The sequence below is a fragment of the Serratia sp. BNK-17 genome (assembly GCF_048684935.1).
In the GTDB taxonomy this organism is placed as follows: domain Bacteria; phylum Pseudomonadota; class Gammaproteobacteria; order Enterobacterales; family Enterobacteriaceae; genus Serratia; species Serratia nematodiphila.
This window is the reverse complement of the sequence record NZ_JBLQTR010000001.1, coordinates 329644-355582: the sequence shown is the minus strand read 5'-3', so window position 1 is coordinate 355582 and position 25939 is coordinate 329644. Positions and strand designations below refer to the sequence as shown.

27 protein-coding genes are annotated in these 25939 nt (G+C 64.1%); 16 read left to right on the top strand and 11 right to left on the bottom strand.

From position 1 onward, the window contains the following. Positions 1–178: 178 nt before the first annotated feature. From galM to modE, 7 genes are all read right to left on the bottom strand, one after another. Positions 179–1222 carry a galactose-1-epimerase gene (galM, locus tag ACMGF7_RS01750; protein WP_420286341.1) on the bottom strand — a complete coding sequence of 348 codons (1044 nt, stop codon included), beginning with the start codon at positions 1220–1222 and terminating at the stop codon, positions 179–181. Continuing rightward, on the bottom strand, positions 1216–2367 hold the full coding sequence (gene galK / locus ACMGF7_RS01745) for a galactokinase (RefSeq protein WP_021504595.1): 1152 nt from the start codon (positions 2365–2367) through the stop codon (positions 1216–1218). The genes galM and galK overlap by 7 nt, the downstream gene beginning before the upstream one ends. Further along, positions 2364–3416 carry a galactose-1-phosphate uridylyltransferase gene (gene galT, locus ACMGF7_RS01740; RefSeq protein ID WP_049242098.1) on the bottom strand — a complete coding sequence of 351 codons (1053 nt, stop codon included), beginning with the start codon at positions 3414–3416 and terminating at the stop codon, positions 2364–2366. Before galT ends, galK begins: the two co-directional genes overlap by 4 nt. Before the next feature lie 286 nt (positions 3417–3702). Beyond that, positions 3703–4521 carry a CPBP family intramembrane glutamic endopeptidase gene (locus ACMGF7_RS01735; RefSeq protein ID WP_164095984.1) on the bottom strand — a complete coding sequence of 273 codons (819 nt, stop codon included), beginning with the start codon at positions 4519–4521 and terminating at the stop codon, positions 3703–3705. 166 nt (positions 4522–4687) lie between these two features. Next, positions 4688–5260 (bottom strand): cysteine hydrolase family protein, encoded by a 573-nt coding sequence (locus ACMGF7_RS01730; protein WP_049242102.1) that lies wholly within the window; start codon positions 5258–5260, stop codon positions 4688–4690. A gap of 94 nt (positions 5261–5354) precedes the next feature. After that, the gene (modF, locus tag ACMGF7_RS01725) at positions 5355–6842 is read right to left on the bottom strand and encodes a molybdate ABC transporter ATP-binding protein ModF (protein WP_197764057.1); all 1488 of its coding nucleotides are present in this window, start codon (positions 6840–6842) and stop codon (positions 5355–5357) included. Positions 6843–6932: 90 nt separating this feature from the next. After that, a complete protein-coding gene (gene modE / locus ACMGF7_RS01720; RefSeq protein WP_015376996.1) occupies positions 6933–7724 on the bottom strand; it encodes a molybdenum-dependent transcriptional regulator in 792 nt (263 codons plus the stop codon). Positions 7725–7912: 188 nt separating this feature from the next. On the opposite strand from modE, the gene ACMGF7_RS01715 reads away from it, so the two are divergent. The 9 genes from ACMGF7_RS01715 to modC all read left to right on the top strand — a co-directional run bounded on the left by ACMGF7_RS01715 (position 7913) and on the right by modC (position 16625). Then, complete coding sequence (locus ACMGF7_RS01715) at positions 7913–10075, top strand: TonB-dependent siderophore receptor (RefSeq protein ID WP_049242104.1); 2163 nt, start codon at positions 7913–7915, stop codon at positions 10073–10075. Between the two features lie 4 nt (positions 10076–10079). Next, a complete protein-coding gene (locus ACMGF7_RS01710) occupies positions 10080–11075 on the top strand; it encodes an ABC transporter substrate-binding protein (RefSeq protein WP_080356242.1) in 996 nt (331 codons plus the stop codon). A gap of 1 nt (position 11076) precedes the next feature. Beyond that, the gene (locus ACMGF7_RS01705; protein ID WP_049242107.1) at positions 11077–11832 is read left to right on the top strand and encodes a class I SAM-dependent methyltransferase; all 756 of its coding nucleotides are present in this window, start codon (positions 11077–11079) and stop codon (positions 11830–11832) included. 1 nt (position 11833) lies between these two features. Beyond that, on the top strand, positions 11834–12859 hold the full coding sequence (locus ACMGF7_RS01700) for a FecCD family ABC transporter permease (protein WP_049242108.1): 1026 nt from the start codon (positions 11834–11836) through the stop codon (positions 12857–12859). Then, on the top strand, positions 12856–13644 hold the full coding sequence (locus ACMGF7_RS01695) for an ABC transporter ATP-binding protein (protein WP_049242111.1): 789 nt from the start codon (positions 12856–12858) through the stop codon (positions 13642–13644). The genes ACMGF7_RS01700 and ACMGF7_RS01695 overlap by 4 nt, the downstream gene beginning before the upstream one ends. A gap of 145 nt (positions 13645–13789) precedes the next feature. Continuing rightward, on the top strand, positions 13790–13939 hold the full coding sequence (locus ACMGF7_RS01690; RefSeq protein ID WP_004939813.1) for an AcrZ family multidrug efflux pump-associated protein: 150 nt from the start codon (positions 13790–13792) through the stop codon (positions 13937–13939). A gap of 158 nt (positions 13940–14097) precedes the next feature. Next, positions 14098–14871: a molybdate ABC transporter substrate-binding protein gene (gene modA, locus ACMGF7_RS01685; RefSeq protein ID WP_273890471.1), complete on the top strand. Its 774-nt coding sequence runs from the start codon at positions 14098–14100 to the stop codon at positions 14869–14871. Then, on the top strand, positions 14868–15557 hold the full coding sequence (modB, locus tag ACMGF7_RS01680; RefSeq protein WP_273890470.1) for a molybdate ABC transporter permease subunit: 690 nt from the start codon (positions 14868–14870) through the stop codon (positions 15555–15557). Before modA ends, modB begins: the two co-directional genes overlap by 4 nt. Next, a complete protein-coding gene (gene modC, locus ACMGF7_RS01675) occupies positions 15558–16625 on the top strand; it encodes a molybdenum ABC transporter ATP-binding protein ModC (protein ID WP_273890469.1) in 1068 nt (355 codons plus the stop codon). A 31-nt stretch (positions 16626–16656) separates the two neighbouring features. On the opposite strand, the gene ACMGF7_RS01670 is transcribed toward modC, so the two are convergent. Next, a complete protein-coding gene (locus tag ACMGF7_RS01670) occupies positions 16657–17475 on the bottom strand; it encodes a pyridoxal phosphatase (protein WP_033633884.1) in 819 nt (272 codons plus the stop codon). 178 nt (positions 17476–17653) lie between these two features. Here ACMGF7_RS01670 and pgl point away from each other — a divergent pair, with 178 nt between their 5' ends. Beyond that, positions 17654–18649, top strand: a complete 996-nt coding sequence (gene pgl, locus ACMGF7_RS01665) for a 6-phosphogluconolactonase (protein ID WP_197764060.1) — start codon at positions 17654–17656, stop codon at positions 18647–18649. Between the two features lie 64 nt (positions 18650–18713). On the opposite strand, the gene ACMGF7_RS01660 is transcribed toward pgl, so the two are convergent. Both ACMGF7_RS01660 and dmeF read right to left on the bottom strand, forming a co-directional pair. Then, positions 18714–19196, bottom strand: coding sequence for a kinase inhibitor (locus ACMGF7_RS01660; RefSeq protein WP_049242115.1), 483 nt, complete (start codon positions 19194–19196; stop codon positions 18714–18716). Positions 19197–19228: 32 nt separating this feature from the next. After that, positions 19229–20197, bottom strand: coding sequence for a CDF family Co(II)/Ni(II) efflux transporter DmeF (dmeF, locus tag ACMGF7_RS01655; RefSeq protein ID WP_075201906.1), 969 nt, complete (start codon positions 20195–20197; stop codon positions 19229–19231). A gap of 78 nt (positions 20198–20275) precedes the next feature. On the opposite strand from dmeF, the gene ACMGF7_RS01650 reads away from it, so the two are divergent. After that, a complete protein-coding gene (locus ACMGF7_RS01650) occupies positions 20276–20551 on the top strand; it encodes a metal/formaldehyde-sensitive transcriptional repressor (RefSeq protein ID WP_004939805.1) in 276 nt (91 codons plus the stop codon). A gap of 2 nt (positions 20552–20553) precedes the next feature. After that, positions 20554–20955, top strand: a complete 402-nt coding sequence (locus ACMGF7_RS01645) for a YkvA family protein (protein ID WP_004939804.1) — start codon at positions 20554–20556, stop codon at positions 20953–20955. Between the two features lie 4 nt (positions 20956–20959). Here the strand turns inward: ACMGF7_RS01645 and bioA are convergent, their stop codons facing one another. Continuing rightward, the gene (gene bioA, locus ACMGF7_RS01640) at positions 20960–22234 is read right to left on the bottom strand and encodes an adenosylmethionine--8-amino-7-oxononanoate transaminase (protein WP_049242121.1); all 1275 of its coding nucleotides are present in this window, start codon (positions 22232–22234) and stop codon (positions 20960–20962) included. Between the two features lie 88 nt (positions 22235–22322). On the opposite strand from bioA, the gene bioB reads away from it, so the two are divergent. The 4 genes from bioB to bioD are packed head-to-tail and all read left to right on the top strand — an operon-like array spanning position 22323 to position 25929. Beyond that, positions 22323–23360, top strand: a complete 1038-nt coding sequence (gene bioB / locus ACMGF7_RS01635; RefSeq protein ID WP_025160023.1) for a biotin synthase BioB — start codon at positions 22323–22325, stop codon at positions 23358–23360. Continuing rightward, a complete protein-coding gene (gene bioF, locus ACMGF7_RS01630) occupies positions 23360–24511 on the top strand; it encodes an 8-amino-7-oxononanoate synthase (protein WP_420286340.1) in 1152 nt (383 codons plus the stop codon). Before bioB ends, bioF begins: the two co-directional genes overlap by 1 nt. Next, positions 24495–25262: a malonyl-ACP O-methyltransferase BioC gene (gene bioC / locus ACMGF7_RS01625; protein WP_197764064.1), complete on the top strand. Its 768-nt coding sequence runs from the start codon at positions 24495–24497 to the stop codon at positions 25260–25262. The genes bioF and bioC overlap by 17 nt, the downstream gene beginning before the upstream one ends. Beyond that, positions 25255–25929 carry a dethiobiotin synthase gene (gene bioD / locus ACMGF7_RS01620; protein WP_049242124.1) on the top strand — a complete coding sequence of 225 codons (675 nt, stop codon included), beginning with the start codon at positions 25255–25257 and terminating at the stop codon, positions 25927–25929. The genes bioC and bioD overlap by 8 nt, the downstream gene beginning before the upstream one ends. Positions 25930–25939: the final 10 nt, after the last annotated feature.

Genomic DNA, 25939 nt, shown 5'->3' with positions numbered 1-25939 from the left:
GATTGGCCGCCATCGGCCGAAAATTGTGACGTTGCACAAGGCGTTGTGCTTATCACGGTAGCCTGAGTGTAGTGCGCGCTTTGGAATAAGGGAAGGTGGGCGCCGGTGGGGGGATGGCGCTAAAAGGTAAGCATTTATAACAAATTGCCCCCGGCCGCACGGCGAGGGGCGTAGCGGGTCAGATAGGATAAAACTGATAATGCGTGGCGCTGCGGTAGCGGCTCCCCGGTTGCAGCCAACAGTCCGGCTGCGGCCACTCGGGGTGGTGCGGGCTGTCCGGCAAAAACTCGCTCTCCAACGCCACGCCGGCATGGTTGGCGTAGCTGCCGCCATCGCGCGCCGGCGTGCCGGCCAGATAATTGCCGCTGTAGAGCTGCAGCGCAGGCGCGTCGGTGAACACGCTCATTTGCACTTGCCCGTCGGCGGACCACAAATGCGCCGCCGGGCTCTCCAGCGCCCCGCAGGTACGATGCAGCAGAAAGGCGTGATCGTAGCCTTTTACCCGCTGCTGGTCGCAATCGCGCAGGAAATCCTGCAGCAGCGTTTTCGGCTGGCGGAAATCCATGCCGCTGCCGTCCACCGGCGTCAGATCGGCGCAGGGAATGCCCTCGGCGTCAACGGGCAGATAGCGATCGGCGAACAGCTGCAGCCGTTGGGCGCGGGCGTCGGTGCCGGCGCCGTCCAGATTGAAATAGGCGTGGTTGGTCAGATTGACCGGGCAGGGGCGATCGACCTGCGCCAGATAGTTGATTTCCAGGCGATTATCCGAGGTCAGGCGGTAACAAACCTGCACGTCGAGATTGCCGGGGAAACCCTGATCGCCCTCCGCCGAATGCAGCGCATAGCAGACCTGCTGCGCATCATGCTGCACCCGGCGCCAACGGCGGGCATGAAAACCGTCGGGGCCGCCGTGCAGCTGGTGGGCACCCTGATTGGCGGCCAGCGCATGGGGTTTCCCGCCGATGGGCAGACTGGCGTTGGCGATGCGGTTGGCGTAACGGCCGACGGTGGCGCCCAGATAGGCGCCCTGACGTGGGTAGTCCGCCGGGCTGTGGCAACCCAGCAACAGCTCGCGCTTTTCACCGGATTTGAGCGGCAAGACGGCGGACAGCCAGGTGGCGCCCCAGTCCATCAGCATCACCGTCATGCCGTCGGCGTTTTGCAGCAGTGTCAGCTGGTAAGGTTGCCCATCGGGCGCCGCTTCCGTGTTCACCGTCAGCATGGGCCGGCCCCCTGCGAAGCCTGGCAGACATAGAAGGTTTCCTGCAATCCGCCGGTTTGCCGCGGATACTCGTGCGCCACGGCGGCACGCACTGTCTCCACGAGATCCTGCGGCATCAGCGCGACGATGCAGCCGCCAAAGCCGCCGCCGGTCATACGCACGCCACCGCGCGGGCCGATCGTCGCTTTGACGATCTCGACCAACCGATCGATCGGCGGCACGGTGATTTCAAAGTCATCGCGCATCGAGGCGTGGGATTCCGCCATCAGCCGCCCCATGCGTTGCAGATCGCCGGCCGCCAGCGCGTCGGCCGCCGCCAGCGTGCGGGCGTTCTCGCTGATGACGTGCCGCGCGCGTTTGGCCACCAACGGATCCAACTGATGTTGACGCGCTGCAAACTGTTCGGGGCTGACGTCGCGCAGCGCCTTGACGCCGAAGAATCGCGCCGCTTCTTCGCACTGTGTGCGGCGGGTGTTGTACTCGCTGTCCACCAGCCCGCGCTGCACATTGGAGTTGACGATCACCACCGCGACGTTGTCCGGCATCGGCACCGCGCGGGTTTCCAGCGAGCGGCAGTCGATCAGCAGAGCGCTGTCGCGCCGGCCGAGCGCGGAGATCAACTGGTCCATGATGCCGCAGTTGCAGCCGACGAACTGGTTCTCCGCCTCCTGGCCGTTCAGCGCCAGCGCCACGCCGTCCAACGGCAGCTGATAGAGCGCCTGCAGCGCCTGGCCCACCGCCACCTCCAGCGCGGCGGAGGAGCTGAGCCCCGCCCCTTGCGGCACATTGCCGGCGATCACCAGATCCGCGCCGCCGAAGTCGGCGTTGCGGCGCTGAAGATGTTTCACCACGCCGCGCACATAGTCGGACCAGCGCTGATCGGGGTGGCTGACGATCGGCTCGTCGAGCGAGAATTGATCCTGCTGATTCTGATAATCGGCGGCCAGCACGCGGATCTGGCGGTCGTCGCGCTTGGCGCAGGCGATGACGGTTTGGTAATCGATGGCGCAGGGCAGCACGAAGCCGTCGTTGTAATCGGTATGCTCGCCGATCAGGTTCACCCGCCCCGGCGCCTGGATGGTCAACGCCGGCGCGTAGCCGAAGTGTTCGGTAAACAGGGAATGGGTAAGCGGTTTCAGGCTCATGCTTGGGCTCCGGCTTCACGGTAATGAATATCGCTGACGGCGCGCAGACGCTCTGCGGCCTGTTCAGCGGTCAGATCGCGCTGGGTTTCCGCCAGCATCTCGTAACCGACCATAAACTTGCGCACGCTGGCTGAACGCAGCAGCGGCGGATAGAAATGGGCGTGCAGCTGCCAGTGCCGGTTGTCGGTACCGTTGAACGGCGCGCCGTGCCATCCCATCGAATAGGGGAAGGAACACTGGAACAGGTTGTCGTAGCGGCTGGTCAGCTTCTTCAGCGCCAGCGCCAGATCTTGGCTTTGCGCCGCGCTGAGATCGGTGATGCGCTGCACCGCCGCTTTCGGCAGCAGCAGCGTTTCAAACGGCCAGGCGGCCCAGTAGGGCACTACCGCCAACCAGTGTTCGGTGTTCACCACGATGCGCTCGCCTGCGGCCAGCTCGCGCTGCGCATAATCCAGCAGCAGCGGGGAGGCGTGTTCCTGAAAATAGTCGTGCTGCAGGCGATCTTCGCGTTCGGCCTCGTTCGGCAGAAAGCTGTTGGCCCAGACTTGCCCGTGCGGGTGCGGGTTGGAGCAGCCCATCGCCGCGCCTTTGTTTTCAAACAGCTGTACCCAGGGATAGTGCTTGCCCAGCTCAGCGGTTTGCGCCTGCCAGGCGGCGACCACCTGTTCCAGCGCCGGCAGCGCCAGTTCGGGCAGGGTCTTGCTGTGATCGGGAGAGAAGCAGATCACCCGGCTGACGCCGCGCGCGCTCTGGCTGCGCATCAGCGGATCCTGGCTATCGGGCGCCGGTGGCGTATCGCTCATCAGCGCGGCGAAATCGTTGGCGAAAACATAGGTACCGCGATAATCCGGATTGCGATCGCCGGTGACGCGCGCATTGCCCGGGCACAGGAAACAGTCGGGATCGTGCGTCGGCAGCGTTTCCGTCGGGACGGCTTCTTGTTGGCCCTGCCAGGGGCGCTTGGCGCGGTGCGGTGAAACCAGCACCCACTGGCCGCTGAGCGGGTTGTAGCGGCGGTGCGGATGATCGATAGGGTTAAATTCCGTCATACGGTTCCTTTCTTGGCGCCGACGAAAGTGTAATCGCTTCCAATTACCGTCTTGAGACGCCCGTTGCTGAACAGGGAGAGGCTATTGCGCAGAAAGATAGCACGCCCGCGGGGGTAAAAAGGTGATCTAACGCGAAAAATGGAATCGTTTACACTTCATTGAAAAGCGCAGGAAGGGCGAAGAAAAGCGGGCGACAACGTGATTGAGGGCATTGCGGTGAGGTGCCGGTGATAGCGTTTTCACCCGACCAGCCGGCAGAGAGGGGGCTCTCTGCCGGCTTCAGCCGCTAAGAATGCTGGTACAGCGGATAGGTGAAGAACAGCAGATGGGTCAGGTTAAGCCCGAAATGGAACAGAATCGGCACCCACAGACGGCCGCTCCACATCCACGCCAGGCCGTAGATCAACCCGGCCAGGGTCGCGAAGATCACCATCAGCGTACCGCCCGCCAGATGCGCGGCGCCGAACACCAGGGAGGCGACGATCAGCGCCGGCCAGGCGCCCAGCCACTGGCTGAGACGCTGTTGCAGGTAGCCGCGAAACAGCGCTTCCTCGGCCATGCACACGAAGAACAGGTTTGCCATCACGAAAGGCAGGATCCAGGCGGGCGCATGCAACTCGATTTTTAAGCCGCCCAGCGCGACGGCCAGCAGCAACAGCGCCGGCACGGCCAGCAGCAGCGCAATCCAGCCCGTTTTGCCGGCGTTGCCGCCGCGTTCGGCGGAAAACAGCGTGGGCAAGCAGGCGAACAGCAGGAAGGGCACCATCGCCTTATCGAAGTTGTAATACATGGTGAACGGTGCGCTGAGCGGGCCGGCTTTTTCGCCGTCGATCATCAGCTGATTGTGGATGCCCGGCACCAGGTGCAAGAACAGCGCCACGCAGCCGGCGACCACCAGCCCTTCGAGCGCAATCGCCAGATTACGCTGCTCGCGAAAATGGTGGCGCAGCCCCGCCAGTGCCACGATGGCCAACAGGCAACCCAGGCTGAGCGGCGTCAGTACCCCATGATAAAGCCCCATGCCCGCCGAGGCGGCCAGGATCACCCAGGCTATCAGCCGATTGAACGGCAAGAAAAATAACGAAGCAGCCAGTACGCCCCACATAATATGTCCCTTTAAATATGTACACGGCGCTCAGCGCCTTTGCGGCGTGCGATGATGGCGAAATTGAGCGCTAGAGCGGATAGTAGCACACCAAGATGACGCTAAAGGTCGGGGCAGTGATGCATTTGTGCATGATGCCGGCCCACACGACCGGCGGCGATGAGGGTTAGCCTTTCATCCAGGCCTGCGAACGGGTGATTTCGGCCAGGTTTTGCAGGGTATCCAGGCTCTGCTGGTGGATCTCCTGCGTGGGGGCTGCGCACAGATCGTGCAGTACGGTCACCTGAAAGCCGGCGTCGTGCGCCTGCCGCGCGGTGCTCTCGATGGCGAGCGGCGTGCTGACGCCCGCCAGCAGCAGATGGTGGCACCGATGTTGCCGCAGCCAGGCTAACAAATTGTTACCGGAGAAAGCGCTGACTGCCGTTTTTTCAAACTGCAGATCGGTCTCTTCCTGATGCAGTTCGGGCATCCAGCGGCAGCCCGGGCCGTTTAACCGCAGCGCGCCGATCTGCTTGAGATGGTTGAACAGCGGCGAATGGGGCGGAATGTCATGATAATCGTCGGCGAATCCCACCCGCACCCAAATCACCGGGATTTTTCGCACCCGGGCATAGGCCGCGGCGGCATTGACGTTGGCGAGCAGGTGGGTCGCTGCCACCTGTTCGTGGCAGTGGTTGGCGCGCCCTTTGGGCCCGATCAGATCTTCGATCAGGTCGATGATAATCAACGCAGCGGACATGGCGTCTCCAGAAATGGCCTTCTTCCTTTCTATGATAAAAGGCCAAATGTGATGTGCTGCGGTGAAGTGTTGCCGGATATGTTTACGCCGCGTTTCAGGCGGAGGCCGCCTCCAGCCGTTGCTGTTGGTAACCATAGCCGCCTTCGCCGTCGGGCACGAAGCTGAGGCGGTGAGTGATGCACTGCGGCGCATCTTCGGCATGGTGCGAGACGAACAGCAGCTGGGTGGCGCCCTGGCCGATCAGCACGTCGATGAAGCGGCGCACCAGCTGGCGATTGAGCGGATCCAGCCCCTGCAGCGGCTCGTCGAGGATCAGCAGCGCCGGGTGTTTCACCAGCGCGCGGGCGATCAGCGCCAGCCGCTGTTGGCCCCAGGAAAGGCTGTGGAACGGGGCGTCACCGCGCGCGCCGTTGAGCCCGAGCAGCGCCAGCCATTGCTCTGTCAGCTGCCGCTGACGATCCGAAACCGCCTGATAAATGCCGATCGAATCGAAAAACCCTGACATCACCACGTTGCGCACGCTGGTGTTGACGCGATAATCCAGATGCAGGCTGCTGCTGACGTAGCCGATATGGCGTTTGATTTCCCAGATGGTTTCCCCGCTGCCGCGGCGGCGGCCGAATAGCGTCAGGTCGTTGCTGTAGCCCTGTGGATGATCGCCGGTGATCAAGCTGAGCAATGTGGATTTGCCGGCGCCGTTCGGGCCGACGATCTGCCAGTGTTCGCCGGGATTTACCTGCCAGTCGAGGTGATTGAGGATCGGCCGATCGTTATAGCTGACCACGCCGTCACGCAGGACGATCAGTGGCCGATCCGCCGGCAGGGCTACTTTTTGCGTCGGATCCTCGGTTTCCGGCAGCGCCAGCCCGCTGAGATTTTCGCTGTGCGCCAGCTGCGCCACCAGCGCGTCCGCCATCACCTGGCTGCGCGGCCCGCGGCTGGTCAGGGTGCAGTCCGCCAGCACGCCCACCCGCCGGACAAAATCCGGGATTTCGTCGAACCGGTTGAGCACCAGCACCACGGTTTGGCCCTGGGCGGAAAGCTCGCTCAGCAACGCGGCGAGCTGCGTGCGTGAGTGCACGTCCAGCCCGTCGAAGGGTTCGTCGAGGATCAGCAGGTCGGGCTCGGGCATCAGCGCCCGGCACAGCAGGGTCTTGCGCGTTTCGCCGGTGGAGAGGTATTTGAAGCGGCGCGTCAGCAGGGCGGTGATGCCGAACTGTGCGGCCAGCCGCTCACAGCGCGCGGCGTCTTTCACCTCTTCCTGAATGATTTCCGCCGCGGTGCGGCCGGTGTCGTCTTCGTCCGCGCTGAGCAGATCGGTGTTGTTGCGTTGCCACTCGTCGCTGACCATTTTTTGCAGCTGTTCGAAGGAGATGCGCACCGCGTGCTGAAAGTCGCTGCGGCGCTCGCCGCCGAGCAGAACCAGTTCGTCGGCCAGCGCCCGCGCCAGGGCGGATTTGCCGCTGCCGTTGGCGCCGACGAAGGCCCAGCTGTCGCCGGCCTGGATTTCCAGCGCGTCCAGCGTCAGGGTGCGGGTATCGCTTAAGCGGAATGAACCTTGCGAAATGTGCAACGACGACATCACCTGTTCCTTTTTTTGCAATTATTTGCCTTAGAAATAGGCGCATTGCAGGGGGATGTCAATCAACAAAAATGCAACGTTACGTTGCGCTTAACACAACGTGGCGACAATCACGTGGTCGGCGTTGAACAGGGCGTGTACGGCGGCGCCGACGCTCAGTTGCAGACGCTGCAGCTCCGCCGTCGTCAGCGTGGCGCACAGGGTTTCGCCCCCCGCCAGCGTCACCAGCACCTCGCTGTGTTCGGCGCCTGGCTGAATGCCGGCCACCACGCCCGCCAGCGCGTTATCCGCGCCGGCATGTTCCGCCGTCTCGACGCTTAACCGCACCCAGGGCGCCTTGATCAGCGCCAGCACCTCTTTGCCCGGCGTCAGCTGCAGCCGGTCGGCGCTTTGCTGGGTAATGGCCGCCGTCAGGCGAGTGCTGCCGTCGTTCAATAAAATCGCCAGGTGCTGCTGCACCTGCTGATGATCGCGTTCGATGACGGTACCGAAGAATTGATTGCGCGCGCTGGTTTGCAGCGAGAAGCGCGAGATGGCCGCCAGCAGGCTGTCGAGCGGCAGATCGTCCTGCTGCAACACGTCGAAGGCCTTTTGCTGCACCTGACCCAGCAGGTCATACAGTTGGATCAGCCGCTGGCCATAGCGCGTCAGCTGTGCGCCGCCGCCGCCTTTCCCGCCGGTGGCGCGGTCCACCACCGTTTGTTCCGCCAGCTGGTTCATCTCATTGATGGCATCCCAGGCGCTTTTGTAGCTGATGCCCGCCAGTTTGGCGCCCTGGCTGATGGAGCCGGTGTGCTGCACCTGTTTCAGCAGCGCGATGCGGCGCGGATCGGCGAACAGCTTTTGCTGGAGTTTGAGAGTCAGAAGAATTTCGGCCTGCATAGCGCATCCTGTCGGCGGCAAAAATCTTATTGTCGCCGATTTGGCGGCAAAGCGCCAAACGCAGTGCGCTGGAGAGCGGGGTAATAAAGACTGGCATTGTTTTGTTGTTATAATATAACATAACAGAAAAACGATAAGGCTTTACGCCGGCTGCGGCCGGTTTTTATTTCACCACAGGGATGCTCCACATGAGTACGACACGCCGGCGTCTTGTCACGCCCAGAAAATCTTTATGCCTGGCCGTCGCCTGGGTCGGTGGCGCACTGACGGCGCCGCTGGCTTTCGCCGCCGACTGCGATAAAGCCCGCAGTGCCACGGGATGCGAAGAACATCTCACCGTGGAGGCGGCGGCTCCCGCCGGGCGCTACGATGCGTTGAACGCCGTGAGCCGCAGCGCGTCACAGCTCGGGCTGACCGCTCGGGAGACGCCGCGCAGCATCGATATCATCAGCGCGCGGGCGATCCAACAGCGGGGCGATCGCTCGCTGGCTGCCGCCGTCGAGCGCGCCACCGGTCTGTCCGGCGTCGCTTCGCCAACGTTGTCCAACAACTTTTCCGCGCGCGGTTTCCGGCCGATCGCCTGGCTGTATAACGGCGTAGAAATGCCCGGCAGCACGCTGCAGCTGGGCGATCCGGCGCATTACGACAGCATCGAGATACTGCGCGGGCCGGGATCTGCCTTGAACGGCCTGAGCGCCGCAGGCGGCAGCGTCAACCTGATCTCGCGGCGGCCGACCTTCAGCCGCCAGCCGGTTGAACTCGACTATGGCTTCGGCAGCTACCGCAGCCAGCGTTTGCATCTGGGAGCCGGCGGCGCGCTGGTGGACGATGCGGTGGCGTACCGGCTGGACGTCAGCGGCAACGACAGCGGCAGCAACGTGCAGGACGAGCGCGATCGGCAGAAGCGGGTTTCCGGCTCGCTGCTGTTTAAGCTGACCGACGATGCGCTGTTGACGCTGAGCCTGGACCGCATGCTCAACCGCACCAACAACCCTTACTACGGCACGCCGCTGCTGGATGGGCGCATTGCCGGCGAGCTGCGCGACATCAATTACAACAACCTGACCGACAGCCGTATTCAGAGCAACGCCACCGCATTTCAGGCCGGTCTGGACTGGTTTATGACGCCCGAAGTGGAATGGCATAACCAATTCTATTACTACAGCGGCTTTCGCGAATGGCGCAACGTCGAGCGTTTCCGCGTTGCGGCGGCGGCCCGGCCCGGCGACGTCAACCGCGACTCTTTCGGCGCCCTGGCGCACGACGACGATCTTATCGGCAACCGCAGTTCGCTGGTGTTCGATCGCGCCATTGCCGGTTTCGATAACCGGTTGCTGGTCGGCTTCGATCTGAGCAAGCGGCATTTTCAGTACTACTCCAACGGTTTCCCCGGTTCCGAAGACGTGCCGCTCGGCGCGCCGCCCAGAGAGCCGTTCGCGCAGGGCACCGATCGCCAACGCGCGCCGGTGCGCCACGTCACCCAGAATCAGTACGCCGCCTTTCTTGAAGATCGCTTCAGCCTGACCGAGCGTTTAGCGTTGCTGGGCCAGTTGCGCTATAACCATATGGACATGGACTGGCGCTTCCAGGGGCCGCAGGAAGAGAGCCGCGCGCGCACCTACGTTTTCAGCACCTGGAGCCTGGGCCCCAGCTATGCATTGACCGATAACCTCACGCTCTACGCCAACTACACCACCGGCCAGGAGCCGGGCAACGATCTGTTCTTCCTCAGCCCGGCGCAGATCGATCTGCCGCTGACGCGAGCGCGCCAGTGGGAGGCCGGCGCCAAAGGGCAGTTTTGGGGTAACAAGGGCGAGGCGACGCTGGCGCTGTACGAACTGCGCAAGGACAACCTGTTTGTGCCCGACGCGCAGCGGCCGGATGCGTTGAACGCGGTAGGCAGGCAGACGTCGCGCGGCATCGAGCTTGGCGTGGTGCTGCGTCCCGACGAGCGCTGGGAGCTGGCCGGCAACGCCGCCTACACGCACGCCCGCTACGACGACTATCGCGGCGGTAGCCCGCTGCGCAGCTACAACGGCAATCGCCCGGCCTATATCCCGGACTGGACCGCCAACCTCAGCGTGCATTATCAGGCGACGGAACGTTTGGGGCTGGCTTCTTCGCTGCGCTACGTCGGCAGCAGTTACAACGACGATGCCAACCGGCGCAAGATGCGCGCGTACACCACGCTTGATCTGGCGGCGGACTATCAGCTGACGCCGATCGTCGATGTCGGTTTCCGCATTCGCAACGCCACCAACCAGCTGTACGCCTATCAGCGCACCTATCCGGATCAGGCGCTGATTGCGCCGCCGCGCAGCTATGAAACCTTCGTGTCGGTCAGGTTCTGACGGCGTGAAACATTCGTTTTACTCGCTGCTGTATGCCCTGGGCTTGATGTGGGGCGTCTCGCTGCCCGCCAATGCCGTCAGCCTGCACAATTGTGGGGCAATGCGCGATTACCCGCAGCCGCCGCAGCGGGTGCTGGTCTACGCCAATCCGGCGCTGGAAAACCTGCTGGCGCTGGGGCTGGCCGGCCGTGCGATCGGCGTGGTCGGGTATGACCGCGCGCGCGATCCCGCGCCGACGGCGCCGGCCGAGGCGTTGCGGGCGCCTGCCAGCCCGGCGCCGCCCACGGCGGAAGCGTTGCTGCTGATGCGGCCGGATTTTGTCTATTCGGCCAGTTATTACTGGCTGCACAGCCCGGAAACGCCCGATCGGGCGCGGCTGGCGGAATGGGGCATCGGCACTTATCTCTCTCCCGGCGCCTGCAGCGGCCAGCAAAGCGTGATCGCCGCCGCGCTGACGTTCGAAGACATTTTCACCGAGCTGCGGGAGCTGGCGCGTATCTTCAACGTCAGCCGCGCCGGTGAAGCGCTGATCGAACGGCTGCGCGGGCAGTTGAGGGCGCTTGAGCCGCAGCGCGCGCCATTGCCGCATCGGCGTCTGCTGTGGTGGTATGCCGGCGCGCAGACGCCCTATGTGGCCGGCTGCTGCGGCGCGCCAGGCTTGCTGAGCCGCAGCGTCGGCAGCGAGAACCTGTTCGGCGATCTGCCCGAACTGTGGCCGACGGTGTCCTGGGAGGTTATCGCCGCCCGCGATCCGGATGCGATCGTGCTTGGCGATCTGCCGCGCGGCGGCTTCGGCGACAGCGCGGCCGACAAGATCGCCTTTCTGGAGCATCACCCGCTGACCGCGACGCTGCGCGCCGTGCGTCAGCGGCGCTACGTGATCCTCCCCGGTTACGACATGGACCCTTCCGCCCGCACCGTGGCGGCGCTGGGCCGTTTGATTCGGGGCCTGGCGGCCTTGCCGCCGCAGGCTCCGACGCTTTCCAACAAGGAACCTTGATATGACTGCCGTTTCATTCTCTTCGCTGCTGGACTCCTGGGATCGCCAGCAGGCGGCCTACATCGCCGAACGCGAAGCGCGTTTTAACGCCCTGCTGGACGTGCTGGCGCTGGCCGTCGGCCAGGATTTTCACGTGCTGGATCTGGCCTGTGGCCCGGGATCGCTGAGCCTGCGTATTTTGCAGCGCTTTCCGCAGGCCAGAGTGACCGCCATCGATCTCGATCCGCTGCTGCTGGCGGTGGCGCGCGGCGCACTGGCGGAGTATGGCGATCGGATCCGCATTCTGCAGGCCGATCTGGCGGATCCGGCCTGTTTTTCCGTGCTGTCCGGCCCTACGCCGCAGGCGGCGGTGTCCAGCACGGCGCTGCACTGGCTGATGCCGGAGCAGCAGCTGGCATTGTACCGTAACGTCGCCGGGCTGCTGGCCGCCGGCGGCGTATTCCTCAATGCCGATCATCAGCGCTGTGATCACCGTCAGCCGAGGTTGAAAGCGTTGGCGGAGCGGCACGACGAGCAGACCCAACAGCGCGCCTGGGACAGCGGCGTTGAGGATTGGGATCGTTGGTTCGCCGGCGCGCTGCAATCGCCGGCCTTGGCCGCTTATCAGGCCGAGCGCGAAGCGCTGTTCGCCGGCCGCCCGGTACCGCCGCCGACGCCGGTGGATTTCCAGCTCGCGACCCTCAGACAAGCCGGTTTCAGCGAGGCGGGGACGGTATGGCAACTGTTGGACGACTATGTGATCGCAGGCTGGAAATAGCATGAGCCGGCGGTTACTGCCCGGCCGTGAGGCCGGCTGGTTGTTGCTGCTGGCGGCGGCGCTGCCGCTGGCCCTGCTGGGCGCCACCTTGTCGGGGCCCGCGCCGATCGCGTGGCGCGACGCCTGGCGCATTGTACTCGGCGTCAGCGGCGGCGCAGCGTCCGATGCCGAGGTGTATCAGCGCATCATCTGGTCGCTGCGGATGCCGCGCGCGCTGTTGGCGGCGCTGGCCGGCGCCGGGCTGGCGTTGGCGGGCACCGTGCTGCAGTCGCTGACCCGCAACCCGCTGGCCGATCCCTGGGTGCTGGGGATCTCCTCCGGCGCCGGCGTGGGGGCGGTGACGGTGTTGGTGTTGGGGCTGGGAGGCGGCCTGCTGTCGGTGTCCGGCGGGGCGTTTATCGGCGCGCTGGCGGCGTTTGCGTTGGTGATGCTGCTGGCCGGGCGTTCGCTGCAGGGGGAGTCCACGCTGTTTATTCTGGCCGGGGTGGCGGTGACGCAGCTGCTCTCCGCGCTGACTTCGCTGATCACCCTCTGGCAGGCGGACGCCAACGCCACGCGCGGCGTGATGTTCTGGCTGCTGGGATCGTTCAGCGACGCGCGCTGGCCGCAGGTCGGGCTGTGCGGGCTGGCGCTGGCGGCGGCGCTGCTGCTTTGCTGGCTGCGGGCGGGTGAGCTGGACGCGCTGGCGTTTGGCGGCGTGACCGCCGCTTCGCTGGGGGTGGCGGTGGCCCCGCTGAAGCTGCTGCTGTATGTGGCGACCACCGCGCTGACGGCGGCGATCGTCGCGTTCAGCGGCGCGGTGGGGTTTATCGGGCTGACGGTGCCGCACGTCGCCCGGCGGCTGGTCGGTTCGCGGCATCGGCTGCTGTTGCCGGCCAGCGCGCTGTGCGGCGCCCTGTTCGCCGTGGCGGCGGACACGCTGGCCAGAACGCTGTTTGCCCCGCGCGAGCTGCCGGTCGGGGTGCTGACCGCACTGCTGGGGGTGCCGATATTCCTGCTGTTGCTGTATCGGAAGGTCAATGCATGACGATTGAAAAAGCGCGCTCTGGCCTGTGTGCCGAAGCGGTGAGCTGGCGAGCGGGGGCGCGTACGGTGCTGGAAAATCTCAGCTTCTGCGCCTTGCCCGGTGAGGTCACCGGCGTGCTCGGCGTCAACGGCAGCGGTAAATCCACGCTGCTCAAGCTGCTGGCCGGGCTGCAGCCCGCCGCCGGGGGCCGCGTTTGGCTGGAAGGGCGCGAAATTACCGCGTTTTCCGGGCGGGAGCGCGCCAGGCGCATCGCCTTTCTCGAGCAATCCGCCCCCGGCGCCTTCGCGCTGCCGGTGAAGGAGGCGGTGCTGCTGGGGCGCCTGGCCCATACCGGCCGCTGGCGCGGTTTCGGCGCCGAGGATCGCCGCCTCGCCGGGCAGGCGATGGAGCAAGTGGGCATCAGCCACCTGGCCGATCGCGATTGGCAGCGGCTGTCCGGCGGCGAACGGCAGCGGGTGCATCTGGCGCGCGCGCTGGCGCAGCAAACGCCGTGGCTGCTGCTGGACGAGCCCGCCAATCATCTGGATATCGCCCATCAACAGCAGTTTATGGCCTTGCTGCGGCGGCTGAAACTCAGCGTGGTGGTGACGCTGCACGATCTTAATCTGGCGGCCTGTTATTGCGATCGGGTCGCGCTGCTGCAGCGGGGCGGGATCTGTGCGGCGGGCGCGCCGCGGCAGGCGCTGACGCCGGAGAACATTCACGCGGTATATGGTGTGGAGGCCAGGCTGGCGGCGCCCGCCGGCTATGCGCCGCTGTTGATCTATTACCCCGCGCCGGGATGAGGGCGGCTGAAAGGGCACGTTTGGCCGATCACAATTTCGCCTCGCTGGCTAAAATAACTCCGTTTTACCGATTTTTTTGGGTTAGAATAACCTGATATGCGGTGAAAGGCATTTGCCGCTCAATGGGCAGTTAAGCGAGGCTATCATGTTGGAATTATTGAAAAGTCTGTTGTTCGCCGTGGTGATGGTGCCGGTGGTCATGGCGCTCATTCTCGGCCTGATCTACGGTTTTGGCGAAGTGTTCAACGTCTTCTCCAAAGTGGGCCGTTCGAAAGAAAACCGCACCCAGCACTGACCGTTCCCCATCCCGATACCCGCCGGCATTCCCCGGCGGGCATTCCTCAAGTTATCTCACGCTTTGCCGATAAACCGCATGACAAGCTTTCGCGCAACGTTATATTATTTTTTATATAACGAAGAGTGATAATGCACGTTAACTTGCGGAGAAAAACAATGAAACAGCAATGGACTAAATGGGTTGGCGGGATCGTTCTGGCATCGGGTCTGGTGGCTCAGGCTGCGGCGGCGGAAAAGATCACCGTGTTCGCCGCCGCGTCGCTGACCAATGCGCTGCAAGACATCGCCACCCAGTATCAAAAAGGCAAGGACGTGCAGGTGGTTTCCTCCTTTGCGTCGTCCTCGACGCTGGCGCGCCAAATTGAGCAGGGCGCCCCGGCCGATTTGTTCATCTCCGCCGACCAACAGTGGATGGATTACGCCATCGACAAGCAACAGATGGTGAAAGACACCCGTTACACGCTGCTGGGCAACGAACTGGTGCTGATCGCCGCCAAGAGCGATAAGCAAGACAAGATCGCCATCGACAAGCAGACCGACTGGGCCAAGCTGCTCAACGGCGGCCGCCTGGCGGTGGGCGATCCGGATCATGTGCCGGCCGGCATCTACGCTAAGGAAGCGCTGGAACACCTGGGCACCTGGAGCGCATTGGAGCCGAAACTGGCGCGCGCCAACAATGTGCGTAGCGCCATGGCGCTGGTGGAGCGCGGTGAAGCGCCGCTCGGCATCGTCTACGGCTCCGACGCGGTCGCCAGCGACAAGGTGAAAGTGGTGGGCGTGTTCCCGGAAGACAGCCACAAACCGGTTGAATATCCGATGGCGATGGTGAAAGATCGTCAAAATCCGACGGTCAGCGCTTTCTATACCTATCTGAAGAGCCCGGAAGCGGCCGCTATTTTCGAACATTATGGATTCACCCCGCGTAAATGATTCTGAGTGAGTACGAGTGGCAGGCGGTTGAGCTGAGCCTGAAAGTCTCCGGTTTGGCGGTGGTCTGCAGCCTGCCGTTCGGCATTCTGATGGCCTGGGTGCTGGTGCGTTGCCGCTTCCCCGGCAAGGCGCTGCTGGACGGCGTCATTCACCTGCCGCTGGTGCTGCCGCCGGTGGTGGTCGGCTATTTGCTGTTGATCGCCATGGGGCGGCGCGGCGTTATCGGCGAGTGGCTGTACGACTGGTTCGGTTGCAGCTTCAGTTTCAGCTGGCGCGGCGCCGCGCTGGCGTCGGCGGTGGTGGCGTTTCCGCTGATGGTGCGCGCCATTCGGCTGGCGCTGGAGGCGGTGGATACCCGGCTGGAGCAGGCGGCGCGCACGCTGGGCGCCAATCCGTGGCGGGTGTTTTTCACCATCACGCTGCCGCTGTCGCTGCCCGGCGTCATTGTCGGCGTGGTGCTGGCCTTCGCCCGTTCGCTGGGGGAGTTTGGCGCCACCATCACCTTCGTCTCCAACATTCCCGGTGAAACCCGCACCATTCCGCTGGCGATGTATACGCTGATTGAAACGCCGGGGGCGGAGGCCGCCGCCGCGCGTCTGTGCGTGATCGCCATCGTGCTGTCGCTGGCTTCGCTGATGGTGTCCGAATGGCTGGCCCGCTGGGGCCGCAAACGGATGGGGGTGTAAATGCTGGAGCTGGATTTCTCGCAGCAGCTGGGCGACCTCAATCTCAACGTCCGCGCCGATTTGCCGGCGCAGGGCATCACCGCGATTTTCGGCCTGTCCGGCGCGGGCAAAACCTCCCTGATCAACGCCATCGGCGGCCTGACCCGTTTGCAGCAGGGGCGTATCGCGCTCAATGGCCGTACGCTGGTGGATACCGCCTCCGGCCTCTGCCTGCCGCCGGAAAAGCGCCGTATCGGCTATGTGTTTCAGGATGCGCGGCTGTTCCCGCACTACCGGGTGCGCGGCAACCTGCAGTACGGCATGGCGGTCGGCATGCGCGCGCAGTTCAATACCATCGTCGAGCTGCTGGGCATCGGGCCGCTGTTGAACCGGCTGCCGCTGACGCTCTCCGGCGGTGAAAAACAGCGGGTGGCGATCGGCCGCGCGCTGCTGACCGCGCCGGAACTGCTGCTGATGGATGAACCGCTGGCTTCGCTCGATCTGCCGCGCAAACGCGAGCTGCTGCCGTATCTGGAGCGGTTGGCGCAGGACGTGAACATCCCCATCCTTTACGTCAGCCACAGCCTGGACGAGATCCTGCGCCTGGCCGAGCAGGTGATGGTGCTGGATCGCGGTGAAGTGCGCGCGTTCGGCGGGCTGGAAGAAGTCTGGGCCAGCAGCGCGCTGCGGCCGTGGCTGCAGCGTGAAGATCAGAGCAGCGTGCTGCGCGTCAGCGTGATTGAGCATCATCAACGTTATGCCATGACGGCGCTGGCGCTTGGCGATCAAAGGCTGTGGGTCAGCGGCATCGACGCTGAATTGGGCACCCAACTGCGCATCCGCATCAACGCCGCCGACGTCTCGCTGGTGCTGCAGCCGCCGGTCAACAGCAGTATTCGCAACGTCTTGCCGGCCAAGGTGAGCGAGTGTCTGGACGTGGACGGACAGGTGGAAGTGAAACTGGCGGTCGGCGAACACGTGCTGTGGGCGCGCATTACGCCATGGGCGCGCGATGAACTGGCGATCCGCCCCGGGCAGTGGCTGTATGCGCAGGTGAAGAGCGTGTCTATCAGCCGCGAGAGCCGCTAAGGCAGACCCTCCCGGCGGGAGGGCGAAAAGATTACAGCACGCGGGTGCGGATCACCTCGGCGATGCCCGGCTGCAGGTTATCGGCGATCACCAGATCGGCACGTTCCTTGATGGCGTCATCGGCATTGCCCATCGCCACGCCCAACCCGACCGCTTCCAGCATGCTGATGTCGTTGTAGTTGTCGCCGAACGCCACCACCTGATCCATGCTCAACCCCTGCGACTCTACCCATTGACGCAGGCGTTTGCCTTTGCTGTTGCCGCCTTTGGCGATATCCACCTGATCGTGCCAGGACCATTCGCACGCCAGCCCCAGCTCTTTTTCCACCGTGTCGGCAAACTCGCGCAGCGCCGGAATATCGGCGTGCGAGGTGGCGAATTTCCAGATCGCCTGCGCGTCGTCGGCCGCCTGCGTCAGGCTGCCGACCTGCAGCAGCGTCGGGCGCTGCGCCGCCGGCAAAGTTTCGGCCCAGGCCAGCGAGCGAATCACGTGGCCGCTCGGTTCCTGATACAGCATGGCGTCGTCAACGTACATCAGCCCGTGAATGTCGGTCTGTTTGAGCATCTGCAGCACCTGCTTGGCCTGATCTTTCGCCAGCGGATCGGCGGCCAGCACCTTTTTCTGCTGAAAATCATACAGGTAGGTGCCGTTGCAGCAGATGGCCGGGGTATCTATCTGCAGCGCCTGGTAAAACGGATGGATGGCGACGTGGTGGCGGCCGGTGACCACCACCACCTGGACGCCGGCGGCGCGCGCCTGCGCCAGCGCTTCCAGCGACTGCGGTAAGATGCGTTTTTGGTTGTCCAACAGGGTGCCGTCAAGATCGAGGGCGATGACGCGGTAGCTCATAGGGTTCTCGTTATCGTTAGCCATAAAATTAATCCGATGGTACACCGGATAGCCTATGGAGAAAACCGCGTGAGCTTCCGGTGCTAAGCAGGGTTGCCATGCGACGGATGTGCGGTAAGCTAGGGGCAAGCGAACGGCCTGAAACCGGTTCCTCTTTTACCCTTTGCAAGGAGAACACATGAAGCAAATCGTTTATGTCGCCAGCCCGGAGAGCCAGCAGATCCACGTCTGGCAGTTGGACGACGCCGGCGCGCTGGCGCTGCTGCAAACCGTTGACGTGCCGGGCCAGGTGCAGCCGATGACCCTTCATCCGGACAAGACTCACCTGTACGTCGGCGTGCGTCCGGCGTTCGGTATCGTCAGCTATCGCATCGAGGCGGATGGCACGTTGCAGCAGGCGGGCATGGCGCCGCTGCCGGGCAGCCCGACCCATATCTCGACCGATTTGCAGGGGCGTTACCTGTTCTCCGCTTCCTACAGCGGCAACTGCGCCAGCATCAGCCCGATCGGCCACGACGGCGTAGTAACGGCGCCGATCCAACAGATCGACGGCCTGAGCGCGCCGCACTCGGCGAACATCGATCCGACCAACCAACTGGTGCTGGTGCCGTGTCTGAAAGAAGACCGCATTCGTCTGTTTAACCTGAGCCTGGCGGGCCAACTGACGCCGCACGCGCAGGACGCGGTGGATATCGCTACCGGCGCCGGTCCGCGCCATATGGCGTTCCACCACAACGACAAGTTCGCCTACTGCGTCAATGAGTTGAACGGCACGGTAGACGTGCTGGCGATTTCGGAAAACGGCGGCAAATACAGTGTGACGCAGACGCTGGACATCATGCCGAGCGATTTCGACGGCACCCGCTGGGCGGCGGACATTCATATCACGCCGAACGGCCGCTTCCTGTATACCAGCGATCGCACCGCCAGCATTCTGACCCTCTTCAGCGTTTCCGAAGACGGCGGCACGCTGAGCGTGGCCGGCTATTATCCGACCGAAACGCAGCCGCGCGGTTTCAATATCGATCACAGCGGCCGCTTCGTGATTTCGTCCGGCCAGAAGTCCGATCACATCGCGGTGCATGAAATTGACCAGAGCAGCGGCGAGCTGACGATGCTGGCGCGTTATCCGGTGGGCAAGGGCCCGATGTGGGTGAGCGTGCTGGCGAAGTAATTCGTCAGCCTGACTCGAGTGGAAAGCGCGGTGCGGTTGACCGCGCTTTTTTATTGGCGGGGGATCAGTTGAACATCACCGTCAGCGTGGCGCTGCCGAGACTGTGGAAATGGACGTTGAAGCCCACCAGCGCGCCGCTGGAACCCTCATCCACGTCAATGCGCTCCACGTCCAACGCATGCACGGTGAACTGATAGCGGTGGCTTTCGCCATTCGGCGGCGCGGCGCCGCCGTAACCGGCCGAGCCGAAGTCGGTGCGGGTTTGCAGCGCGGCGCTCGGCAGCGGCGCTTTGCCGGAGCCTGCGCCCTGCGGCAGCTCACGCACGTCGGCCGGAATATTGGCCACCACCCAGTGCCACCAGCCGGAGCCGGTAGGGGCATCGGGATCGTACAGGGTGACGACGAAGCTCTTGGTGCCGGCGGGCACGCCGTCCCAGGCCAGGTGGGGCGACAGGTTATCGCCGTGGTAGCCCATGCCGTTGAAGACCTGCGTCTGCGGCATTGTGCCGCCGTCCTGCAGATCGTTGCTGTACAAACGAAAAGCCATAATGACTCCCAGTTGCGATAAAAGCAGAGCCCTTAAGCTAGATCTTTTCGGTGGAACAATACAACCCCTTGTGCCAGCGGCGGGCGGTTGATCTCGACGGTAACATGCACCAGTTCGGGATGAACGGCCAACAGTTGGCGCACCCGATCGGCGGTGAGGGCGCGATCGGCGCTGCTCAGGGCGAGGACGCAATGATATTTTCCTTTACCGATGCGGCCTAAATGCAAATCGGTCAGCGTGAGTGGGTGGCCGGAGGTGGCCAGGGTCTGACGTATCTCTTGCGCCACGGGGGCGTCCATTTCGGCATCCAGCAAAATCTTCCCGCTATCGCGCATCAGGCTATAGGCCCAGGCGGCAACCATCATCGCGCCGACGATGCCCATCAAAGGATCGAGCCAGGCGGCGCCCCAAAGCTTGCCACCGAACAGCGCGACGAGGGCCAACACCGAGGTGGCGGCGTCGGCGATGACGTGGATATAGGCGGAGCGCAGGTTGAGGTCATGATGATGGTCATCGTGGTGATCCCCGTGGTGGTGATGGTGGCCGCCGCCGCGCAACAGCCAGGCGCAAAGCAGATTGACGGCCAGCCCGATCGTACCGATGGCGATGGCTTCGTTGTAATGAATCGGGCTGGGATTCAGCAGCCGCTGCGCTGACTGAAACAGCATCAGCGCTGCCACCAGCACCAACAACACCGCGCTGGTGTAACCGGCCAGCACTTCTATCTTCCAGGTGCCGAGGCTGAAGCGGCGATCCTTGGCCAACCGGCGTGCGGCGCCGTAAGCCAGCAGCGACAAGCCCAGAGCCAGCGCATGCGAGCTCATGTGCCAGCCGTCGGCCAACAATGCCATCGAGTTAAACAGCCAGCCCCCGGCTATCTCGATGACCATCATACTGGCGGTGAGTATCACCGCCCATCTGGTGTTTCTTTCGGCCAATGGGTTACCATCGTCAAAAACGTGGCTGTGCTCGCGGTGCAAAGCGGGCGCGTGAGACGTCATGGTGAAGTTCCTCAGCAAAAGGTAGTGTGCTGAAATATACTATACCCCAGTATAGTAAATAACAATCAGGCGGAAATAATGAGCCATACCCTCAGAGATCAAAAGAAGCTGTTGGCGCGGGTGCGCCGCATTAAAGGGCAGGCCGAAGCGCTGGAGCGCGCGCTGGAGAGCGGCGGCGAATGTTCTGCTGTGCTGCAGCAGATCGCGGCGGTGCGCGGCGCGGTCAACGGTTTAATGGCGCAGGTGCTGGAAGGGCATGTGCGCGAACATCTGGCTGCCGCAGACGCTACGCCGCAGCAGCGCGAGCAGGACATCGAGCAATTGATGACCGTTTTACGTTCTTATATGAAGTAATCATGATTTCACTGAAAAAACGCACGCCGTGGTTCGGCTGGCTGCGCCGTTGGGCCAAAGGCATCAAGCGCGATATTTACGCGCTGTGGCTGGCCGCCCGTGATAAGCGCACCCCGTGGTACGCCAAGCTGATCGCACTGCTGGTGGCCGGCTATGCGATCTCGCCGATCGATCTGATCCCGGACTTCATTCCGGTATTGGGCTATCTGGACGACGTGATTATCGTACCGTTGGGCATCATGCTGGCGGTGCGCCTGATCCCCAAGCCGCTGATGGCCGAGCTGCGCGAGAAGGCGCAACAGCGCGTCGACAACCCCACCGGCCGCATGGCGGCGGCGATGATCATTTTACTCTGGCTGCTGTGCCTGGGATTGCTGGCCCGCTATCTCGACCAGCATTGGTAAGGCATTAACGCGCGGCGGCAGCCACGGCGGCGGTCAGGCGGCTGAGCTGGTCCGCTTCGATGATGTAAGGCGGCATCAGGTAAATCAGTTTGCCGAACGGCCGGATCCACACCCCGCGCTCGACGAACCCGCGCTGCAGCTCGGCGACATCCACCGGTTCGCGCATCTCCACCACCCCAATCGCCCCCAGCACCCGCACGTCCGCCACCTTCGGCAGCGCCGCCAACGGCAGCAGTTCTTGCTTCAGCTGGGCTTCGATGGCGCTCACCTGCGCCTGCCAGCGATTTTCCGCCAGCAGCGCCAGGCTGGCGTCCGCTACCGCGCAGGCCAGCGGGTTGCCCATAAAGGTCGGCCCGTGCATAAAGCAGCCGGCCGCGCCGTTGCTGATGGTCTCCGCCACGTGGCGGGTGGTCAGGGTGGCGGACAGGGTCATGTAACCGCCGGTCAGCGCCTTGCCCAGACAGAGAATGTCCGGCACCACCTGCGCGTGTTCGCAGGCGAACAGCTTGCCGGTGCGGCCGAAGCCGGTGGCGATCTCGTCGGCGATCAGCAGCACCTGATGGCGGTCGCACAGCTCGCGCACCCGCTTGAGGTAGGTTGGGTGGTAGATGCGCATGCCGCCGGCGCCTTGCACCACCGGTTCCAGGATCACCGCCGCTACTTCACCGGCGTGCTGCTCCAGCAGCGCGGCGAACGGCGCAATGTCTTCTTCGCGCCATTCCTCGTCGAAGCGGCACTGCGGCGCGGTGGCGAACAGGTGCGGCGCCAGATAGCCCTGATAGAGGCTGTGCATCGAGTTGTCCGGATCGCAGACCGACATCGCGCCGAAGGTATCGCCGTGATAGCCGTGGCGCAGAGTGAGGATGCGCTGCCGGCGCTCGCCGCGCGCCTGCCAGTACTGCAGCGCCATCTTCAGTGACACTTCCACCGCCACCGAACCTGAATCTGCCAGGAACACGCACTGCAGCGCTTCCGGCGTCATCGCCACCAGCCGACGGCACAGCGAGATGGCGGCCGGATGGGTGATGCCGCCGAACATCACGTGCGACATCTTCTCCAACTGCTGGCTGGCGGCCTGATTCAGACTCGGATGGTTGTAACCGTGGATCGCCGCCCACCAGGAGGACATGCCGTCCACCAGGCGCCGGCCATCCGCCAGCTGCAGCTCGACGCCGCTGGCCGACTCGATCGGGTAACAGGGCAATGGGCGGCTCATGGAGGTGTAGGGGTGCCAGATATGACGTTGGTCAAACGCCAGGTCGGAAGCGGTGACAGACATACTTGTAAACCAAATTGAATTAAGATTGATTGACAGTATATCCACAATATTTAAACTGGCGACACTTTTTCGTTTTGGAGACGCCATGATGGCCGACCGCATTCACTGGACAGTAGGGCAAGCCCAGGCCCTGTTTGATAAACCGCTGCTGGAACTGCTGTTCGAAGCGCAAACCGTACACCGTCAGCACTTCGACCCGCGTCAGGTGCAGGTCAGCACGCTGCTGTCGATCAAAACCGGCGCTTGCCCGGAAGACTGTAAATACTGCCCGCAAAGCTCGCGCTACAAGACCGGCCTGGAGTCGGAGCGGCTGATGCAGGTCGAGCAGGTGCTGGAATCGGCGCGCAAAGCTAAAGCGAACGGCTCGACCCGTTTTTGCATGGGCGCGGCGTGGAAGAACCCGCACGAGCGCGATATGCCTTATCTGCAGCAGATGGTGCAGGGCGTGAAAGCGATGGGCATGGAAACCTGCATGACGCTGGGCACGCTTGACGGTACTCAGGCCGAGCGGTTGGCGGAGGCCGGGCTGGATTATTACAACCATAACCTCGACACCTCGCCGGAGTTCTACGGCAGCATCATCACCACCCGCAGCTACCAGGAACGCCTGGATACGCTCGACAAAGTGCGCGACGCCGGCATCAAAGTGTGCTCCGGCGGCATCGTCGGGCTGGGTGAAACGGTGCGCGACCGCGCCGGGCTACTGGTGCAGCTAGCCAACCTGCCGAAACCGCCGGAGAGCGTGCCGATCAACATGCTGGTGAAGGTGAAAGGCACGCCGCTGGCGGATAACGATGACGTCGATCCGTTTGATTTCATCCGCACTATCGCGGTGGCGCGCATCATGATGCCGGCCTCTTATGTCCGTCTCTCCGCCGGCCGCGAACAGATGAACGAACAGACGCAGGCGATGTGCTTCATGGCCGGCGCCAACTCCATCTTCTACGGCTGCAAGCTGCTGACCACGCCGAATCCGGAAGAAGACAAAGACCTGCAGCTGTTCCGCAAGCTGGGATTGAACCCGCAGCAGACCGCCACCGAACACGGCGACAACCAGCAACAGCAGGTGCTGGCCAAGCAACTGCTGAACGCCGATACCGCCGAGTTTTACAACGCGGCGCCGTGATGAGCTGGCAGCAACGCATCGAGCAGGCGCTGGCAGAGCGGCGCCTCAACGCCGCCTACCGCCGGAGACAGACCACCGAGGGTGGCAACGGCCGCCAGATCCGGCTTGGCGATCGTCTCTACCTGAACTTCTCCGGTAACGACTACCTGGGGCTGAGCCAGGATGCGCGGGTGATCGCCGCCTGGCAGCAGGGCGCGCAGCGTTACGGCGTCGGCAGCGGCGGTTCGGGCCACGTCACCGGCTTTAGCGCGGCGCATCAGGCGCTGGAAGAGCAACTGGCGACGTGGCTCGGCTATCCGCGCGCGCTGCTGTTCATCTCCGGTTACGCCGCCAACCAGGCGGTGCTGGCGGCGTTGATGCAGAAGGGCGATCGCATTTTGGCCGATCGCCTCAGCCATGCCTCGCTGCTGGAGGCGGCGGCTCAGTCGCCGGCCGAGCTGCGCCGCTTCCAGCACAATCAGCCGCAGGCGCTGGCGGATCTGCTGGCCAAACCCTGCGACGGGCAGCGGCTGGCGGTGACCGAAGGGGTGTTCAGCATGGACGGCGACGGCGCACCGTTGGCGGAGCTGCATCGCCTAACCCGCGCGGCGGGCGCCTGGCTGATGGTGGACGATGCCCACGGCATCGGCGTGCGCGGCGAGCAAGGCCGCGGCAGCTGCTGGCAGCAGGGCGTGCGCCCTGAACTGCTGGTGGCGACCTTCGGCAAGGCGTTCGGCGTCAGCGGTGCGGCAGTGCTGTGCGATGAGGCGACCGCCGAGTATCTGCTGCAGTTCGCTCGCCATCTGATCTACAGCACCGCGATGCCGCCGGCGCAGGCCTGCGCGCTGCAGGCGGCGCTGGCCTGCATTCGAGAGGGCGATGAACTGCGCGCCCGGCTGCAGGACAACATCCGGCGTTTCCGCCAGGGCGCGGCGCCGCTGGCGCTGACCCTGACGGATTCCGACACCGCCATCCAGCCGCTGCTGGTGGGGGACAATCAGCGTGCGCTCGATCTGGCGACCCGTCTGCGCGATCGCGGCCTGTGGGTGAGCGCTATCCGTCCGCCAACGGTGCCGCCGGGCGGCGCGCGGCTGCGCATTACCCTGACGGCGGCGCACCAGCCGCAGGATATCGATCGCCTGCTGGAGGTATTGTATGACGTCAGCCAATGACATAGTGAACAAACAGGCGGTCGCCTCGGCCTTCAGCCGCGCGGCCGGCAGCTACGACGCCGCCGCCGCGCTGCAGCGTGACGTTGGCGAGCGCTTACTGGGGATGGGGAGTTCCCACCCGGGCGAACGGCTGCTGGATGCCGGCTGCGGCACCGGCTATTTCAGCCGTCTGTGGCGCGAGCGCGGCAAGCAGGTGACGGCGCTCGATCTGGCGCCGGGGATGTTGGCATTCGCCCGCCAGCAACAGGCGGCGCACCATTATCTGCTGGGCGATATCGAGCAGGTGCCGTTGCCCGACGCGGCGATGGACATCTGTTTCAGCAGCCTGGTGGTGCAGTGGTGCAGCGATCTGCCCGCAGCGTTGGCGGAGCTGTATCGCGTCACCCGGCCCGGCGGCGTGATCCTGTTCTCCACGCTGGCGGCGGGCTCGCTGCAGGAATTGGGGGACGCCTGGCAACAGGTGGACGGCGAACGTCACGTGAACGCCTTCCTGCCGCTGGCGCAGATCTGCGCCGCCTGCGCCGACTATCGACACGAGCTGGTGACGGAGCTGCGCACCCTGAATTACCCGGACGTGATGACGCTGATGCGTTCGCTCAAGGGCATCGGGGCGACGCATCTGCACCAGGGACGCGAGGGCGGCCTGATGTCGCGCGGCCGCCTCGCCGCGCTGCAGGCGGCTTACCCGTGCCGGCAGGGGCAGTTCCCGCTCAGCTATCATCTGGCTTATGGAGTGATTTATCGTGATTAAACGTTGGTTCGTGACCGGCACCGACACCGAGGTCGGGAAAACTGTCGCCAGCAGCGCCTTGCTGCAGGCCGCCAATCTGGCGGGCTACCGCAGCGCCGGCTATAAGCCGGTGGCTTCCGGCAGCGAGATGACCGCCGAGGGGCTGCGCAACGGCGACGCGCTGGCGCTGCAGGCCAACAGCAGCGTGGCGCTGGGGTACGACGAAGTGAACCCTTACGTTTTTGCCGAACCGACTTCGCCGCATATCGTTAGCGCCGATGAAGGCCGGCCGATAGACGCAGCGCGGCTGTCCGACGGCCTGCGCCGGCTGGAACAGCGCGCCGACTGGGTATTGGTCGAGGGCGCCGGCGGGTGGTTTACTCCGTTGTCGGCGCAGTACACCTTCGCCGACTGGGTGCAGCAGGAGCAACTGCCGGTGATCCTGGTGGTGGGCATCAAACTGGGCTGCATCAACCATGCGGTATTGACGGCGCAGGCGGTGCAACAGGCGGGGCTGACGCTGGCCGGTTGGATCGCCAACGACGTGGCGCCGCCGGGGCGGCGGCATCAGGAATACCTGGCCACGCTGCGCCGCATGCTGCCGGCGCCGCTGCTGGGTGAAATCCCGCACCTGCCGCAGGCCGAACGAGCGCCGCTGGGACAATATCTGGATATCAGCCTGTTATAAACTCTCAATG